We start from the raw sequence: 16,486 nt of genomic DNA on the forward strand, positions 1-16,486 counted from the left end.
TTTGCGGCATCGTTTCCGTCATCCTGCTGGTTTTGCTGCGCGTTCCGATCGCGGTGGCCTTGGGCATCGTGTCCTTCTTCGGGTTCTGGGCCATGCTGGGCAGCGGCGCGGCCTTCGGCCTGCTGACCGCCGTGCCATATGACTTCGCCGCGCACTGGACGCTGAGGTCGATCCCGATGTTTCTGTTGATGGGCTACGTCTGTTACCAGACCGACATCACGCGCGGGATCTTCAAGGCCGCCCGGGTCTGGCTGTCGTTCCTGCCCGGGGGGCTGGCAGTCGCCAGCGTGGGCGGCGCAGCGCTGTTTTCGGCCGCGGCGGGCTCCAGCTTGGCCTGCGCCGCGGCGATGGGGCGGATCGCGGTGCCGGAAATGCTGAAGCGCGACTACGATCCCGGGCTGAGTACCGCCGTGGTTGCCGCGGCCGGCACCATGGGCTCACTCATCCCGCCGAGCATCCTTCTGATCATCTATGGCATTTTTGCCGAGGTTGCGATCAGCAAGCTGTTTCTGGCTGCGATCGTGCCGGGCGTGCTGACAATGCTGGGGTACTGGGCCGTGATCATCATTCGTGCGCGGATCAACCCCGCACTTGCGCCGCCCGCCGCTCGACGAAAGTGCCATCTGGTCCGAACGGCTGGAGGCCCTGAGCGAAACATGGCCTGTGATCTTGCTGGTGCTGGGTGTTTTTGGCGGTCTGTTCACCGGGATATTCACACCGACACAGGCTGGCGCTGTCGGAGCGGCCTTGTCCTTCGTGATTGCGGCGGCGCGCGGCACTTTGAACTGGAAAGTTTCGAAAATCGCGCTGATGGACACTGCAAAAATGACCGCGGCGATTTTTATCATTGCGGTTGGTGCCAATCTGTTTTCCCGGTTTCTGGCAATCAGCGGTATCCCCGAAGCGATGTCAGACCTGGTGATCGACCTGGGGGTGAGCTATGTAATGCTGGTTTTCGGCACGGCGGTGCTTTTTTGCCTGTTGGGCATGATTCTAGATCCGCTGGGCATCCTGCTGCTGACGCTACCCGTTCTCCTGTCGATTTTTGAGGCGAACCATATCAGCCTGATCTGGTTCGGCGTCCTTGCAACCAAACTGGTCGAGATGGCGCTGATTACGCCGCCGGTGGGGCTCAACGTCTTCGTGATCAAGGGTATTGTCGGAGACGCGGTTCCGATTTCGCTGATTTTCAAAGGCGTCATGTGGTTCTTGGCCGCGGATGTGGTGGTCCTGATCATCATGGTCGCGTTCCCCGAACTGATCATGTTCCTGCCGGAGCTTGGAAGTTGAAACTGCCGTGATGAACCCCGCGCGACAGCGGGACTTTGACAAAGAGGAGGAGACCACATGAGACTGACGAAAATCCTGACGATACTGGCGACGGGTGCCGTACTCTCGGCCACGCCCGCCCTGGCCGAAAAACGGGTGACGGTAAGCAACTGGACCTCGCCCAATCACGCGACATCGCGCGGTCATGCCGCCTTTGCCGATATGACCGAGGCCGAATTTCAAGATGCCTTCGACTTCAAGCTGTTTGCCGGCGGTGCCCTGCTCGGTGCCAAGCCGACGTTGTCTGGCCCGCGCGACGGCGTGGCCGATGTGGGCCTGCTGGCGCTGACCTATTTCCGCTCGGAAATGCCTTATGCGCAGCTCGTCGCCGATATGGCGCTTCTGGGCGAGGATCATTACGCGATGCTCGGTGCGACCAGCGAATTTGTCATGCTGCATTGTCAGCCCTGCAAGGACGAATTCGCCGCGAACGGCATGGTGGCCCTTAGCGGGATCAGCACCGCGCCCTACGTGTTGCTGACGACCCAGCCGATTGTGACCATCGAGGATATGCAGGGCGTCAAGCTGCGCACCGGCGGCTCGGTCTGGGATCGCTGGGCAACCCGCCTTGGGGCCGAGCCCGTCAACGTGCCAACGAGCTAGATGTATGATACGATGAGCCACGGCGTCGTCACCGCCGCGGTGCAACCGGTGGGGGCGCTCAAGGGGCATAGCCTGATTGAAGTTGCCAAGCACCTGACGGAGCTGCCGCTGGGCACCTATCATTCCGGGTCGATCTTTGCCCTCAGCCCGATTTTCTGGAAGTCCCTCTCAAGTGAACAACGGACACAATTCACCAAGAATATCCCCGACGCCGTGGCGCAGACGGCGGTCAATTACGAAACCGATGATCTGGATGTGCTGAAAGAGGCCGCTGACCTTGGACTGACGGTTCACGAACCTTCGCCCGAGTTTCTTCAGGATCTGGTCGATTTTCGCACCGCAGACCTTGAAGAGATCGCCCGCATCTCCCGCGAGGAGCGCGGCATCGAAGATCCCGAGCCGCTGATCGCGACCTACCGCGAGCTGATCGAGAAATGGCATGGTCTGGTGAAGACGCTGCATCCGATTCGCGACAATCCGAAGCCCTTTGCCGATCTCCTGCGCCAGGAAATCTACTCCAAGATCGACCTGGACACCTACCCGAACTGAGTCACCTCAGGCAGAAACGCAAAGCGGCCCTCTGTAAGGAGGGCCGCTTTCGTCTTGTCCGATGGCCTGGTCAGAGCGTGGCTTCGGTGCCCAGGATGTTCGTCACCTGGCTGGACAGGACACCGCCGTTGCCGTGGGCCAGGGCCAGCTTTGCGCCGTCGATCTGGCGGTCTCCGGCTTCGCCGCGCAGCTGCCGCACCGCTTCGACCAGCGTGAAGATGCCGTACATGCCGGGATGCACGCAGGACAGCCCGCCGCCGTTGGTGTTGACCGGCAGATGACCGCCGGGCGCGATGCCGCCACTTTCGACGAAGGGGCCGCCCTCGCCTTTCCTGCAAAAGCCCAGATCCTCAAGGAACAGGATCACGTTGATGGTGAAGGCATCGTAAAGCTCCACCACGTCGATATCCGACGGGCGCGCGCCCGCCATTTCCATGGCCGCCGCACCCGACTGCGCGGCCCCGGTCACAGTCAGGTCCGGCATTTCGGAAATGTCGCGGTGGGTGGTGCCTTCGCCGCCCCCCAGCAGATAAACCGGTGGCCTGGGGTGATCCTTCGCCGTCTCGGCCCGCCGCATCACCAGCGCGGCGCCACCGTCGGTGACAAGGCAGCAGTCGCGTACCCGTAGCGGATCCGAGACCAGCCGCGAGGCAATGACATCCTCGCGCGTCAGCGGGTCGCGAACGAACGCTTCGGGGTTCTTTTGCGCCCAGGCGCGGGCGGCCACCGCCACGTCGGCCAGTTGTTCCCGCGTGGTGCCGAATTGGGTCATGTGACGGTCCGCGGCAAGCGCGTAGGACGACAGCGGGAATATCGGCCGGTAGGGGGCCTCGTAGGTTGGCGGGCCGAGCGCGGTCATCAGCTTGCCCGAGGCGGTGCGCTGGTTCGACCCGTAGGCGATCAGCACCGTGTCGGCGAGCCGCAACTCCAGCAGCATCGCGGCCCAGAGCGTGTGCGACAGAAACGACGAGCCGCCCATGCGGTTGTTCATGGTGAACCTGGGGTTCAGCCCCAGTTCCTGCGCCAGCGTCAGCCCCGACAGCATGTCCAGCGGCTGGCAGGTTGCGATGGCGTCGACGTCGCAAAGCGAGACCCCGGCATCGGCCAGCGCGTCATGTACGGCTTCGACGGTGATCTCCATCGCGCTCTTGCCATGGGCCTCGCCACAGCCGGCCAGCGCCGCTCCGACAATGGCGGCTTTTCCCCGCAAACTCATCCTGCACCTCCTTCGGGCCGGAACACGACAGCGGATTGACCGTCCGCGCCTTCGCCGATCGACGCGATTACCCTTAGCCCGGCGGCAATTTCGTCATGCGCGATGCCGTCAACGCGCGACATCATTCGAACACCTTCTTCGAGGTCCACCAGCACCACGTTATAATCGCCGCCGCGTTCGGGCTTTCGGCGCACAACTGTCCGCGCATAGATCGTAGCCTTGCCCGAGGGCGTAACCCATTCAAGGTCTGCGCTGCCGCAGGCTGGGCAGATCACGCGCGGATGAAAGACATGCGTGCCGCAGCTGCCGCATTTCTGAATCTCGAAGACGCCCTCGGCCAGCTTGGCGGCAAAGACGGCGTCGGGCCCCGGACCCTTTTCCATGCCTGTCATCTCAGAACCCGATGTGGTAGCCGCCGTTCACGCTCAGGTGCTGGCCGGTGATGTAGGCTGCCGCGTTGGACAACAGGAAACAGACCGGCTGCGCCACTTCTTCAGGGGTGCTCATACGGCCCATCGGGATCTGTGCCATGTATTTGTCGGCAAACTTGTCCGATCGGATCGTTTCAGTCATCGGTGTTTCGACCATTCCGAAACAGACCGAGTTGACGTTGATCCCGTAGCGGCCCCATTCGCGCGCGGCGCTCATCGTCAAGCCGAGCACGCCGGACTTGGCGGCGCCATAGTTGATCTGCCCGATGGTGCCGCGGCGGCCGGCATCGGAGGAGACGTTGACGATGGCGCGGCGTGCGGAGCTGTCCGGGTCCTTCTGGGCCTGATCCCTGTAGTAGGTGCCCACAGCCTGAAGGCAGGCGAAGACACCGGTGAGATTGACGTCGATGACCTGCTGCCATGTGGCGCGGTCCATCTTGTGGATCATCGCGGCGCGCACGATGCCGGCGTTATTCACCAGCCCGTTGATGTCCCCGAATTCGTCAAGGCTGAACTTCACCAGTTTCTCGGGAAAGTCCGGGTCGGCCACGTTCCCGACGAGGGCGCGGGCATTGCCGCCGATCTTCTCGGTGGTTTCCTTGACGCCGTCTTCGTTGAGATCGTTCACGACGACCCTGGCACCCAGATCGGCCGCCAGTTCCGCCACGCCGCGACCGATCCCCTGTCCGGCGCCGGTGACGATCACTACCTGATTTTCCAATGACATCGGGTTGATCATTTCTATCTCCTTACTACGTTCATTGGTTGAAGATCAGTTTCCGCCGCTCGGCTCGGGTTGGCCCGAGGGCGGTGTGACCCGCTTTATCACGGCATCTCCATGTGCCAGACGACGCCCGTCCTGATTGACGACCTCGCCCTGCACGAAGATCAGTTTGCGCCCACCACCGACAATGCGCGCGCGTGCCGTCAGCACGTCGCCCTCGACCGCCGGGCCGACAAAGCTGGTGGTGAGAGAGAGCGTCAGACAGCGATGACCGGGACGGCCTTCGCCCGCAAAAGCCGCGCAGAAGGTGACCGCGTTGTCCAGCATGGTTGCGAAAACCCCGCCATGGACCGCGAAGGCGCCATTCAGGTGGTCATGGGTGATCGTCAATTGCAATTCCGCCATGTCATCGGACCAGGAAATGAATCGGACGCCCAGCAAGGCGTTGAACGGGGCGGGAACCTCGGGTTTGCCATTCTGTGCGCTCATTTCAGGTGGCCTTTCGGTTGCGCGAGAACGTCACGATGACCGCCGCCAGCGCCGTCACCGCTATACCGACGCCCACCGCCGCAGCGATCGGAATTGCCAGCATCGCGGTCGAGGGAAGGGCGAAGGCCAGACCGGCAATCCCGAGCAGAAGCCGCGCAATCGTGCCCGTGGGACCGGGTTCGATACGGCCGACGCCCAGCAGGTATCCCTGCAATCCGGCGCAGATCAGCAGAACGCCGATACCCGCGCGCAGGATTGTCAGGGCACTGTCGACGAACCCTGCCTGGAGGGTGTACGCAGGATCGAGGACGAAGAAGAAGGGCACGATATAGATGATGGTGCCCAGCTTCATCGCCTCATAGGCCGCAGCGAAGGGCCGGGCTTGGGCAATCGCCGCCGCGGCGAAAGCCGCCAGCGCCACGGGTGGGGTGATGTAGCTCAGCATACTCCAGTAGAGGATGAACAGATGCACGCCGATCGGGTCGAGCCCGCCGGCGATCAGGGCCGGGGCCAGAGACACCGCGAGGATGACATAGGCGGCCGTCACCGTCATGCCCATCCCGAGGATGAAACTGGTCAGGGCGCCGAGAAGCAGCAGCAGGAAGGTGTTGCCGCCCGCGATGAAAAGCAGATCATTGGAGATCGTGCCGGACATGCCGGTCACCGCCAGTCCGCCGACAATCAGCCCGACCGCCGCGAGGATCGCCACCAGTTCGACAAACAGCCGCCCCGTCGCCGCCAGGAAGTTCATCAGCTCCTGCCGGCCCCAGCGCGATTTCGACAGCAACTGGTTCAGAACGATCAGCAGCGCGGTCGCATAGAACGGGGCGATTGCCTCGCGCTTGAGATAAAGCAGCATCCAGATGAGAAGCCCGAAGACGGCGAGAAAATACCAGCCCTCGCGCAGTACATTTCCGAATCTGGGAAGATCGGCGCGGGGCACGCCCTTCAGCCCGTTGCGTGCCGAGTAGGCGTCGATCTGGGCGAAGAGACCGAAAAAATAGAGCAGCGAGGGCAGCACTGCCGTAACCACGATGTTGGTGTAGTCCGTCAGCAGAAAGCTCGCCATGACAAACGCCGTGGCCCCCATGATCGGAGGCATCAGCACCGCACCGGTCGAGGCCGCCGCCTCGATCCCGGCGGCATAGCTGGGCCGGAAGCCCACCTTTTTCATGGCCGGAATGGTGATAGACCCGGTGGTAAGCACATTGGTGATGACGCTGCCGCTCATGGATCCGGTCAGCGCACTGGTCAGGACGCCGACCTTGGCAGGGCCGCCCCGCACATGCCCGAGCGCGGCAAAGGCGAGGTCGATAAAGAACGGCCCCGCACCGGTGTGCTGCATCGCAACCCCGAAGATCATGAAGCCGACAACAAGGTTGACGAAACTGCGCATCGGGATGCCCAGAACGCTTTCGCCGCTCATGGCGTGGAAGATCGCCGTCTCAATCGGCGGGCGCTGGAATCCCTGGATCGGTCCCGGCGCATAATTGGCGATCATAGGATAGATGGAAAACATCAGGATGACGACAAAGAGCGTCCAGCCGCCGGTGCGCCGCGCCGCCACGAGCAGCAGAAACCAGAAGGAGAAGCTGGCAATCACGGCATGGGTGGGGGCCGCGAAATCCCAGCCTTTGTTCACCACGCTGCGCCCGTAATAGACGAAGAATGCGCAAGTTATCAACGCGAGGAGGGCAAGAAAATAATCCCACCATCGCGTTGACCCGTGCGGGTTTGTCTTGCTGCATGGAAAGACAAGGTAGACGAGCGGTAACGTCAGCAACAGCATCACGTAGAGGTAATGAATCTCCAGCAGTCGGACGTTCATGAAGAACCCGAGATTGAAGATATGATTGGCCGACGCTCCAGACAAAAGAAGGGCCGACGCCGCAAGCATCAACCGCAGACCAGTCGGCTGGTTGCTCGTGCCTATCGGCTGTACCGTCGTGGCCTGCGGTTGCTGTGGCATACCTGTTCCCGACTTGTGCGATTGTGGAAAGTCAGCGGAAGTAGACTTCGTGGCCTGCTGCCTCAAGCGCCTCGGCGCGTGCCTTCATCCAGGCGGCGGCAAACTCTTCCTCACCCTCGGGAGCGCCTTCGACAAAACCGCTCCACGCTTCGGAGAGCACCCTTTGCCGGTCCAGCAACTTGTCCTGGTTCTCCTGGTGCTCCGGGGTCCACATGCCCTTTTCCTTGAAGTAGGCGACGCTTCCATCGCTCCACGGCATCACCCAACTAAGGATCTGGCGATCGATTGCATAGGCATTGGCACCGGGGGCCGCGTCCTTGAATTCGTCAAAACCGGCGTCAAGCGCGGCGACGATGTTGCGCACCTCGGTGGCATCCTGATCGGCTTCGGTGACGAGGATCGGATAGGGGTATTGCGCCATGGGCAGCGGTGCCTTGGGGTCGATCCCCGGCCCGACCGACACCATGTACGGCGTCACGTAAGGCGTTATTTTGGTATAGCGGGCCCAGGCTTCGGTATCCTCGGCGGGGTTTCAAGCCACTTGATACCCCGCGGGCTGGACTCGATCTGGTAGTTCACAGTGGTGGTTGTCAGCGCAAAGGCCGCATCGACGCGATCCTCAAGGATGCCCTTGAGAGAATTCACATAGCCCGAGAATTCAACGGCTTCGACATTGTCCCATGTCAGATCCGCAAAAGCCAGCAAACCCTCCATGTTGACGTCGATCGCGGGCGAACTGGTGGCGCGGCCGACTCGTTTGCCCTTGAGGTCGGTAATCGTCTCAATGCCGGCATCGGCGGCGACAACCACGCCCAGGCCATAGTCGCCGACAGCCTGAATAACCGCCCGGATCGGCTGCGGCCCCCATTTCGGCGCAGCAAACAGGAACACGCCCTCGCCGGCGAAATAGGAGGCGATTCCGCACAGGCAGTAATCCACCGTGCCATTCTTGAGAGGCGTCATCCGCGAGACATCGTTGCGCCCCGGAAGCACTCGGATCGTCGTTCCAAATCGGTTGCGCATCATGTTGCCGATGGCGATGGAATGTGCGTGGCCGGCTGATCCCGTGTCATAGGCCGACCAGGTGATGATGTCGGGCAGTTCGATGTTCTGTGCGCCGACCGGTGCGGCCATCGCCAGACACCCGACAGCCGCGACGCTTGTCCATCTGAAGTTCATGGTAGTCTCCTCCTTGTTGGTTATTCGGGCTCAGTCGGCATTTTGCCTAAAGTTCCGAGAACGGCACGTTCTTGTCGACGCGTATTTCCGGCGGAAGTCCAAGAATGCGCTCGCCGATGATCGTGCGCTGGATCTCGTCGGACCCGCCGGCGATGCGGTTGCCCGGCGCCGTAAGATACTCGTTGCGCCAGCGCGCGGTATCGTCGCCGGCGGCCGCCGACACGCCCGCCGCAGTCCCTGCCAGTTCCATCCCGAAGGCGCCCATCTCCTGCCGCAGCTTGCCCAGCAGCAGCTTTCCGATCGAGCCTTCCTCCCCCGGTGCCTCGCCGCGCGAAAGCGACGTCATGACCCGGTAGGACGTGAATTCGAGTCCGCGTTGCCGCGCGATGAAATCAGCGACCCGCGCGCGCACTTCGCCGTCCTCGATGGCCGGGCGCCCGTTGCGTTCGACGCGGGCGGCAAGGTCGATCAGCTCCTCGGCGCGCGCGCCGCCGCTGGCGCGACCGACCGAGATGCTGAACCGTTCGTTCATCAGCGTCGTCAGCGCCACCTTCCAGCCTTCGGATTCGCCGCCCAGACGGGCGCTGTCCGGCACGCGCAGGTCGTCGATGAATACCTCGTTGAAGCTGGCCCCGCCCGAGATCTGGCGGATCGGGCGCGTTTCGATGGCCGGGTCGGACATGTCCACGAGGAACATGGTCATCCCCTTGTGTTTGGGCACCGACGGGTCGGTGCGTGCCAGAAGGATGCCGTGGCTGGAATAATGCGCCCCCGAGGTCCAGACTTTCTGGCCGGAAATCACCCAGTCGCCGCCATCGCGCCGCGCGCGGGTCCGTATGCCGGCCAGGTCAGAGCCGGCGGCGGGTTCGGAAAACAACTGGCACCAGATGTCCTCGCCGGTCAGGGCGCGCGGCAGAACCGCGGTTTTCTGATCCTCCGTGCCGTGGATCATGACCGTCGGCCCGACCAGCCCGATGCCGATCAGGAAGGCGTTGGGCGGAACGGCATAGCGCCCTTCCTCCTGGTTCCAGATCACCTGTTCGATCGGCGTGGCGTCGCGGCCCCCGAAGGCGCGCGGCCAGGTCAGTCCGGCCCAGCCCGCTTCGGCCTTGCGGGCCTGCCAGTCCCGCGCTCGCGCGACCTCGTCGGCGTCGCGGGCCATGAAGTGATCCTGAGCCTTCTCGCTGCCGTCCCTCAGGGTTGCGTTGGCGTCCAGCCATTCCCGCGCTTTTGCGCGAAAGGCGGCTTCTTCTGGGCTGTCGCTAAAATCCATGTGTCCGATTTCCCTGTCAGCTTCCCTTTCAGTTTGCGACCCTTGGGGCGCCGGCCAAATGCCCAAGCAGCCGTTCGCGCCACATGGCGGCCGGGCCGAGTTCTGCCTTCAACTGCCAGCCGCGCCGCAGGAAAAGATGCGGGTCGGCGGCCCATGTGAATCCGATTCCGCCATGAAGCTGGATCGATTCTTCGGTGGCGAATTGTACGGCATCGAGCGCCGTGAGGCGCGCGACGGCGGCGGCTTCAGGCAGTCGACCGCTGCCGCTCGCCAGCGCCCAGGCGCCGAAGAAGGCGTTGGATCGCGCCAGTTCGATCTTGGCGAACATGTCCGCGAGCCGGTGCTTGACCGCCTGAAAGCTGCCGATCGGACGCCCGAATGCGTGCCGCTCGCCGGCATAGGCGGTGGTCAGGGCAAGCACGCGCTCGGCAAGGCCGATCTGTTCGAAGGCGGCCAGCACCGCGGCGCCGTCCAGAAGACGCTTGATCGCCGCGGGGTCCGAGCCGGGCAGAAGTTCGACCGGCGTGTTGTCAAAAACGATCTCGGCCGCCGGGCGCGTGCGGTCGACCGGGTCGAGCGCACGCGTCGTCACACCCGACGCGGAGAGATCCGCGAGATAGAGACGCGGCGTGCCCTCTTCATCGGTCGCAGCGACAAGAGCGTGGGTCGCCTCGGCGCCGAAGGTGACCGGCGTTTTCTGTCCCGAAAGGCGATCCTGCGTCACTTTCGCCGATACGGTGTCAGGTGCGAGACCCCCGCCTTCGGCAAGCGCTGTCGCTATGATCGTGCGGCCTTCGGCGATGCCGGGCAGAAGCGATTTGCACTGGTCGTCCGTCCCGGCGGACTGAAGGGCCGGAACCGCCATACACAGGACCGGGATGCAAGGTACGGCGGCCAGACAGCGGCCGATTTCTTCGGCAAGGATGGCCAGTTCCACCGCGCCCACCCCCGAGCCACCCTCTTCTTCCGAAATGGCGAGGCCAAGCCAGCCGCCTTCGGCCAGTGCGGACCAGGTTGCCGTATCGAACCCTTCCCCGCTGTCGAGGCGGTTGTGCGCGACCTCCAGGGTGGCGTGATCGCCAAGCATCCGGGCCAGGGTTTCGCGTATGGTATCCTGCTCCTCGGTAAAACCGAAATTCATGCCTGAATAACTCCTTGCGGTTGTGGATGCCGAGTGCTTGTTGGCCGACGTTAGGTTGGCAGCCGGGCCCGACCAAACACTAACGGCCGGCGGTCGCACAAAACCGCATATGTGCAATGTCGCGTTGAGAACGGCGAAAAAGACCGACAAGCCGGATTCATCATGAATGTGCTTGATTCATGTCAGACCCGAAAAAATGGTCGCTTCGATTGATTGGCCTGGCTCTTGCACCTTAACCTTCCGAGAGCGGGGAATGTTCAGGTTGCGGGACTGGCGTGGCCGAGCCTTCGCAGAAGACGGGACTTAACAAGGGAACGAGCGGCATGGAAACTGTGGGCCTTGGATTTTGTTATGAAGATTTGCCGGTGGGGCGCAAGTTTCGGACCATCGGCCGCACCGTGACCGAAACAGACATCACGAATTTCGTCAGTGTCACCGGCATGCTCGAAGTGCTGTTCATCAACAGCGACTTCCGCGAAAAGGAATCCAACATGCCGGGCTTCGCCGCCCCCGGCTCCCTGGTCTATTGCTTCATGGAGGGTCTGCTGACCCAGTCCACGATGCAACACACGGGCTTTGCCTTTCTGGAAATGGAGCTGAAGGTTCTGGGACCCACGTTCGCGGGCGACACGATCCATTGCGAGGTCGAGGTGACCGAGTCGCGCCGCTCGAAAAGCCGGCCGAACCGCGGCCTGGTCCGGACCCGGAACAGGGTATTCAAACAGACCGGAGAGCAGGTGCTGGAATACACACCCCTGCGGATGATCAAGGCACGCACGACGGACAAAGAGCCGGGAGAGGCGTAAACCCGTCTCCGATACGATGCGGGAGTACGCCCCTGGCCGGAAATGGCTGGACTGCCGCCCCGGTTTTGCTAGCAACCGGGCGAAACGGGAGACGCAGATATGAAAACCGCGCAATCTGACGGAATTGGATCTGCCGGGCGTAAATCGGATGGGCCACGGTCGCTGAACCGCATCCTTGCGCTCTTCGATCTGGTGGCGCAAAGCGACCGGCGCATGACGCTCTCTGAACTCAGCGGCGCGCTAAATTGCCCCAAGAGCAGTTTGCTGGTGCTGCTGCGCCCTCTCACGGAAAAAGGTTACCTGATGCGCGAGAAGGACACCTATCTTCTCGGGCCGAGGATTTTTCAGTTCGCGCAGTCCATCCTGACCAACCACCCGTTCGAGTCGATCCTGCGCGGTGTGATGAGCGAGGTTGTCAAGCAGACGGGCGAGACGGTTCTCTATGCCGTCCGGGATGGTGATCGCGTTGTCTATTCATCGGTCATCGAAAGCGAGCAGCCCGTTCGGTACGTTGCCCAGACGGGTGTCGATCGGCCCCTTTTCTGTTCGGCATCGGGTCTTGTCATGCTGGCCTATGACACGCCCGAGAAGCTTGACGCGTATTTCGAACGGACGGAACTGACGCCGCTTACCGGCAATTCGATCACCGACGAAAATGCATTGCGGCGCATGATTTCAGAGATTCGCAAAACCGGCTACGCCAGAACGGTCGGCACCGCGCATGTAGACGCCGCAGGCTTCGGTGTGCCCGTGTTTCGGGCCGATGGGAGCCTGGCAGGAGCCCTGGTGATCGGCGCCCCTCTGGAACGCGCAGAGAGAAACCGGAAGCTTTGCGTCACAGCGGCCAAAGCGAGCGCCCAACAACTTTCGTTGGCGCTAGGCTATCGTCCAGGTCGGACCGGGATGGGCCTGAATTAGACGCGCCCCGCTCCGGCTGGCCGAGCCCCCCCGTTACCTCAGTCCCAGTCCGCGCGCGATGATGCCGCGCAGGATCTCGCGGGTGCCCCCCCGGAGCGAGAACGACGGTACCGCGAGTTCCGTATAGGCCAGCACTGCTGCATAGCTGTCGCGTCCTCCGGGCACGGCCGGGCGGGACAAGAGGCTGCGGGCCAGGCGCGGAATGTCCTGTTCATAGAGCGCACCGAGATCCTTGACGATGGCGGCCTGAAGCGCTGGGTTCTTGCCCTCGTTCAGCATCCCGGCCACCGACCGCGACATTTGCCGCAGCACCATCAGATGTGCGGACAGGCGGCCGATCTCGGCCTGTTGCGCCTCGGTGGCGTCTTTGCGCAGCAAACGGATAAGTTCTTCGATCAGGGCGAAGGACGACAGGAACCGTTCCGGTCCGCTGCGTTCGAAGGCCAGTTCGCTCATGACCTGCGACCACCCCTCGCCCTGTTCGCCCAGAAGCGCATCGGATGGCAGGAAGGTGTTGTCGAAGACAACCTGGTTGAAATGATGTTCGCCGCCCAGGTCGATGATCGGGCTGATCTGGATGTTCTCGGTGGCCTTGAGATCGATCAGAAACTGGCTCATCCCGCCGTGGCGGTCGTCGCTCTTGCCAGTGCGGCAGAACAGGATCATGTAATCGGCCACATGCGCATAGGTCGTCCAGACCTTTGTGCCGTTGACGCGGAAACCGCCCTCGACCTCGGTGGCGACGGTGCGCGTGGCCGCAAGGTCCGAGCCGGAATCCGGTTCGCTCATCCCGATGCAGAAACAGAGCTCGCCCGCGGCGATGCGCGGCACGATCGCGCGTTTCTGATCTTCGGTGCCCTTGGCAAGTATCAGCGGGCCGCTCTGACGATCGGCGATCCAGTGCGAAATTACCGGCGCACCGGCAGCCAGCAGTTCTTCGGACACGACATAGCGTTCCAGTGCGCTGCGCGCGTGACCGCCGTATTCTTTGGGAAAAGTCATGCCGACCCAGCCGCGCTGCGCCAGCTTGCGTGAAAAGTCACGGCTGAACCCATTCCACGACTCGGCGCGTTTTTCGGGCGGGAAATCGGCCAACTCTTCGGCTAGAAATGCACGGACCTCTTGCCGCAGATCGTCATAGTCGGCGCCGGGCGGGGGTGAAGGAAACGCGGTGAGTGTCATGCCGTTGCGCCTTGTGCTGTGCTGTCAGTGATGAAATGCCAGAAGGTGTCGTGGGGGCTCGACAGTGCGGCCCGTCCCAGTTCCTGTGTCCAGTCCAGTTCGGTGCCGAACTCGTCGCGCCAGCTCCAGATCCGTTTGGTGAAATGGTGCAGCGCATGTTCCTCGGTATAGCCGATGGCCCCATGAACCTGATGAGCCAGCGCACCGACCGTTTCCACAGCTTCTCCGGCGCGGCTTTTGGCGGCGGCAACGGTCAGCGCAAAGGCGGCTGTGTCATAGCTGTCGGCCGCCATTTCGGCGGCAGTGCGCGAAGCGGCGGTTTCTCCGGCCATCGTTGCGAGGTATTGCTGAATCGCCTGAAACTTGCCGATCGGCCGTCCGAACTGGACCCGGTCGTTGGAGTATTCGACACTCATCTTCAGGATGGTTTCCATCGCACCGGCGGTGGCCAGGCTGCGGACAAGCGCACCCAGCCCGCGCATCCCGCCCATCGACCCGGGCAAGGCGGTGGCATTGGCCCCGGGCAGGTCGAGATCGACCGCGACATCGTCGCGCGGCATCCCGGCAAGATCCTGCGCCGGGGTGACGGTCAGATCCTTCACCGGAAGGGACAATACGTGATCGGCGCCATCCAGCGCGGCAATGGTCACGATCCGGTCCGCCCAGCGGGCAAAAGGCACCAGCGTCAGGTGTCCGCTTGCATGCACGGCACCGCCGCGCCGTTCCAGTTGCAGCACCTCGCCCTCAGCAATGGTCAGCCTGCCGCCGGACAGGGCCAGACCCGCGCGCGCCAGAACCGCATTTGCGATCAGGGTTTCGGCGAGCGGCAGGGGCAGGCCATGCGCCCCGGCAATGCGCACAAGCCCGAGCGCCTCGGCGGCGGGCACGCCGAAGCCGCCGGCCTCTTCGGGCACCAGCGCCATGTGCAACCCGGCCTCTTCGATCCGCGTCCAGAGGGCCTCGGGGCATTGTCCGGCGGCGGCGTCCTCGCGCAGGCCGTGGCTGACATGGTCGCGGAAAAGCCGCTCTGCCATGTCGAAGATCATCGACTCCATCAGGTGGTCCTTTCAGACAGTGCTTGGTTGGCGGTTGAAGTACCGTGTTCTGGTGTGTTGTGACGGGCGTGAAGTGATTGGCCGTCGGTTTCAATCGAAGCGCGCAGCGGCGGCAGATGCAGCCGTGTGCGCAGATCCTGACGAAACGCACCGGCGGCGGGCGGCGTGCCACCGTCCCGGCGGTATTTCTCAAGACAATCGGCGATCTTGTCACCGATCTCGGCTGGCGTCGCCGGGTCCGAGGGCGATCCGGGATGTGCCGCGACCGAGGTTTCGGCCAGGGTTTCGTTGCCTCTGCGCAGGCGGACATGGACCGCCCCATGGTCCACGCCGACGCGATCCTGCCCCGCGTCCGGTTCGGTTTCGATGGTCACCATGTCCATCAGGCGACGGATCTCGGCCCGGTGGGGGCTGTCGCCCTCGAAATCCGCGAGTCCGACCTGACCCTGATGCAGGGCGGCGCACAGGGTATAGGCGGCACAGAACTTGGCTTCCATTCCGTCCTTGGGATTGGTGACATGCAGGGGCACCATGACGCCCTTGGGCACTGTCATTTCGATCACCGAGTCCCCGGGCACCGCGTCGCCGCCGCGTTCGGTGTATAGATGCCGCCCTGCGGCAATCATCCTGTGCGTGAGATAGCAGCACGGATAAAGCTTGCGCGACAAGCTGCCCAGATCGATCTTTGGCACCACTTCCGCAGGGTCGGTCGCAAGCCCGTCCGGACCGGCATAAAGATCGAAGAAGCCGCGCCGCGAAAAGATGTCGGGGGCGCCGGTGATCCCGGCTTCGGCCATGCGGGCGGCGCGCACTCCGACAAGGGCGGCGTTGCCGGCCTGGATCGGTTTTGCCATCGCGCCGAAATTGATCTGCAATCCGCCGGCCAGCGACGCGGCCAGCGACAGGGCGTTTCCGATGGCCTCGTCGTCAAGGTCAAGCTGATGCGCGACCGCTGCCGCCGCGGCCACGGCCCCGATCGTCGATGTGGCATGCCAGCCCTTGTCGTAGTGACCAAAGCCCAGAACCTGTCCCAGCGCGACATTGACGGCCGTTCCCACAGCAAGCGCGGGGGCGACACGGGCGGCCGTCTCGGGCCGCGCGTCTGCCATGGCCAGCAGCGCCGGCACGAAGATCACACTGGGGTGCGTGACGCTGAGCGTGTGGACATCGTCGAAGTCCAGCGCGTGACCGGCCACGGCGTTGAGGAACGCGGCCCGCGCTACGCCGCCCTTTCCGACTGCGCCCGCCGGCGCGGCCGCTCCGTCCCCGTCAAGTGCCGCCAGTCGGCGGACCACCGGCTCATGCCACCCGCCATAGATGACGGCCACCGTATCCTCCACGCAAAGCGCGGCCTGCTCTGCATTTGCCGCGTCCAGCCGATGTGGCACGGCGATGAACCGCGTCAGACGGCGGGTGAAATCACTGGTCATGTCCTGATCCTCTCTGGTATTGCACTTTGCCTCATGTCGGGAGGTGCTATCAATTCGGGTGACCACCTGTTTGCACATATGTGTTGAAGAAGGATATTGGCGTTGTGATTCCCGCTGATCTGCGGCAGCCTGGTTGCAAACCTTCATCTGAATCCCTTGGAGATCGGGCGCCGGGCGTGTCAGAAAAGCCGC

General features: G+C 63.2%; 15 protein-coding genes and 2 pseudogenes. 5 read left to right on the forward strand and 12 right to left on the reverse strand.

Going from position 1 to position 16,486, the window contains the following annotated elements:
* Nucleotides 1–68 precede the first annotated feature (68 nt).
* The 3 genes and pseudogenes from ACSQ76_RS21365 to ACSQ76_RS21375 all read left to right on the forward strand — a co-directional run.
* Nucleotides 69–524: pseudogene (locus ACSQ76_RS21365) on the forward strand (TRAP transporter large permease subunit); the annotation flags it as partial.
* A gap of 139 nt (nucleotides 525–663) precedes the next feature.
* On the forward strand, nucleotides 664–1,290 hold the full coding sequence (locus tag ACSQ76_RS21370) for a TRAP transporter large permease subunit (protein ID WP_342742321.1): 627 nt from the start codon (nucleotides 664–666) through the stop codon (nucleotides 1,288–1,290).
* Nucleotides 1,291–1,347: 57 nt separating this feature from the next.
* Nucleotides 1,348–2,481, forward strand: a pseudogene (locus ACSQ76_RS21375) (C4-dicarboxylate TRAP transporter substrate-binding protein).
* Between the two features lie 70 nt (nucleotides 2,482–2,551).
* On the opposite strand, the gene ACSQ76_RS21380 reads toward ACSQ76_RS21375, so the two are convergent.
* From ACSQ76_RS21380 to ACSQ76_RS21420, 9 genes are read right to left on the reverse strand one after another with little or no spacing between them, the layout of a single operon-like run.
* Complete coding sequence (locus tag ACSQ76_RS21380; protein WP_057817194.1) at nucleotides 2,552–3,697, reverse strand: thiolase; 1,146 nt, start codon at nucleotides 3,695–3,697, stop codon at nucleotides 2,552–2,554.
* Nucleotides 3,694–4,080: a Zn-ribbon domain-containing OB-fold protein gene (locus ACSQ76_RS21385; protein ID WP_236553320.1), complete on the reverse strand. Its 387-nt coding sequence runs from the start codon at nucleotides 4,078–4,080 to the stop codon at nucleotides 3,694–3,696. The genes ACSQ76_RS21380 and ACSQ76_RS21385 overlap by 4 nt, the downstream gene beginning before the upstream one ends.
* Before the next feature lie 10 nt (nucleotides 4,081–4,090).
* Complete coding sequence (locus tag ACSQ76_RS21390) at nucleotides 4,091–4,867, reverse strand: SDR family NAD(P)-dependent oxidoreductase (protein ID WP_057817191.1); 777 nt, start codon at nucleotides 4,865–4,867, stop codon at nucleotides 4,091–4,093.
* A gap of 33 nt (nucleotides 4,868–4,900) precedes the next feature.
* Nucleotides 4,901–5,341 carry a PaaI family thioesterase gene (locus ACSQ76_RS21395; RefSeq protein WP_057817190.1) on the reverse strand — a complete coding sequence of 147 codons (441 nt, stop codon included), beginning with the start codon at nucleotides 5,339–5,341 and terminating at the stop codon, nucleotides 4,901–4,903.
* Nucleotide 5,342: 1 nt separating this feature from the next.
* A complete protein-coding gene (locus tag ACSQ76_RS21400; protein WP_437158267.1) occupies nucleotides 5,343–7,310 on the reverse strand; it encodes a TRAP transporter permease in 1,968 nt (655 codons plus the stop codon).
* 31 nt (nucleotides 7,311–7,341) lie between these two features.
* Complete coding sequence (locus ACSQ76_RS21405) at nucleotides 7,342–7,788, reverse strand: hypothetical protein (RefSeq protein ID WP_437158268.1); 447 nt, start codon at nucleotides 7,786–7,788, stop codon at nucleotides 7,342–7,344.
* Between the two features lie 8 nt (nucleotides 7,789–7,796).
* Entirely contained in the window at nucleotides 7,797–8,489 is a 693-nt protein-coding gene (locus ACSQ76_RS21410) for a TAXI family TRAP transporter solute-binding subunit (RefSeq protein WP_437158269.1), read from the reverse strand.
* Between the two features lie 46 nt (nucleotides 8,490–8,535).
* Entirely contained in the window at nucleotides 8,536–9,762 is a 1,227-nt protein-coding gene (locus ACSQ76_RS21415; RefSeq protein ID WP_057817184.1) for an acyl-CoA dehydrogenase family protein, read from the reverse strand.
* Nucleotides 9,763–9,790: 28 nt separating this feature from the next.
* Nucleotides 9,791–10,903: an acyl-CoA dehydrogenase family protein gene (locus ACSQ76_RS21420; protein ID WP_437158270.1), complete on the reverse strand. Its 1,113-nt coding sequence runs from the start codon at nucleotides 10,901–10,903 to the stop codon at nucleotides 9,791–9,793.
* Between the two features lie 323 nt (nucleotides 10,904–11,226).
* Between ACSQ76_RS21420 and ACSQ76_RS21425 the strand changes: the two genes are divergently transcribed.
* Both ACSQ76_RS21425 and ACSQ76_RS21430 read left to right on the forward strand, forming a co-directional pair.
* On the forward strand, nucleotides 11,227–11,709 hold the full coding sequence (locus tag ACSQ76_RS21425) for a MaoC family dehydratase (RefSeq protein ID WP_057817180.1): 483 nt from the start codon (nucleotides 11,227–11,229) through the stop codon (nucleotides 11,707–11,709).
* 99 nt (nucleotides 11,710–11,808) lie between these two features.
* Nucleotides 11,809–12,627, forward strand: coding sequence for an IclR family transcriptional regulator (locus tag ACSQ76_RS21430; RefSeq protein ID WP_057817178.1), 819 nt, complete (start codon nucleotides 11,809–11,811; stop codon nucleotides 12,625–12,627).
* A gap of 33 nt (nucleotides 12,628–12,660) precedes the next feature.
* Here ACSQ76_RS21430 and ACSQ76_RS21435 read toward each other — a convergent pair whose 3' ends face one another.
* The 3 genes from ACSQ76_RS21435 to ACSQ76_RS21445 are packed head-to-tail and all read right to left on the reverse strand — an operon-like array spanning nucleotide 12,661 to nucleotide 16,294.
* On the reverse strand, nucleotides 12,661–13,809 hold the full coding sequence (locus ACSQ76_RS21435; protein WP_300240139.1) for an acyl-CoA dehydrogenase family protein: 1,149 nt from the start codon (nucleotides 13,807–13,809) through the stop codon (nucleotides 12,661–12,663).
* Nucleotides 13,806–14,864, reverse strand: coding sequence for an acyl-CoA dehydrogenase family protein (locus ACSQ76_RS21440; protein ID WP_437158271.1), 1,059 nt, complete (start codon nucleotides 14,862–14,864; stop codon nucleotides 13,806–13,808). Before ACSQ76_RS21440 ends, ACSQ76_RS21435 begins: the two co-directional genes overlap by 4 nt.
* Entirely contained in the window at nucleotides 14,864–16,294 is a 1,431-nt protein-coding gene (locus tag ACSQ76_RS21445) for an MmgE/PrpD family protein (protein WP_057817172.1), read from the reverse strand. Before ACSQ76_RS21445 ends, ACSQ76_RS21440 begins: the two co-directional genes overlap by 1 nt.
* Nucleotides 16,295–16,486: the final 192 nt, after the last annotated feature.

The sequence above is a fragment of the Roseovarius sp. B08 genome (assembly GCF_051417955.1).
Classification (GTDB): domain Bacteria; phylum Pseudomonadota; class Alphaproteobacteria; order Rhodobacterales; family Rhodobacteraceae; genus Roseovarius.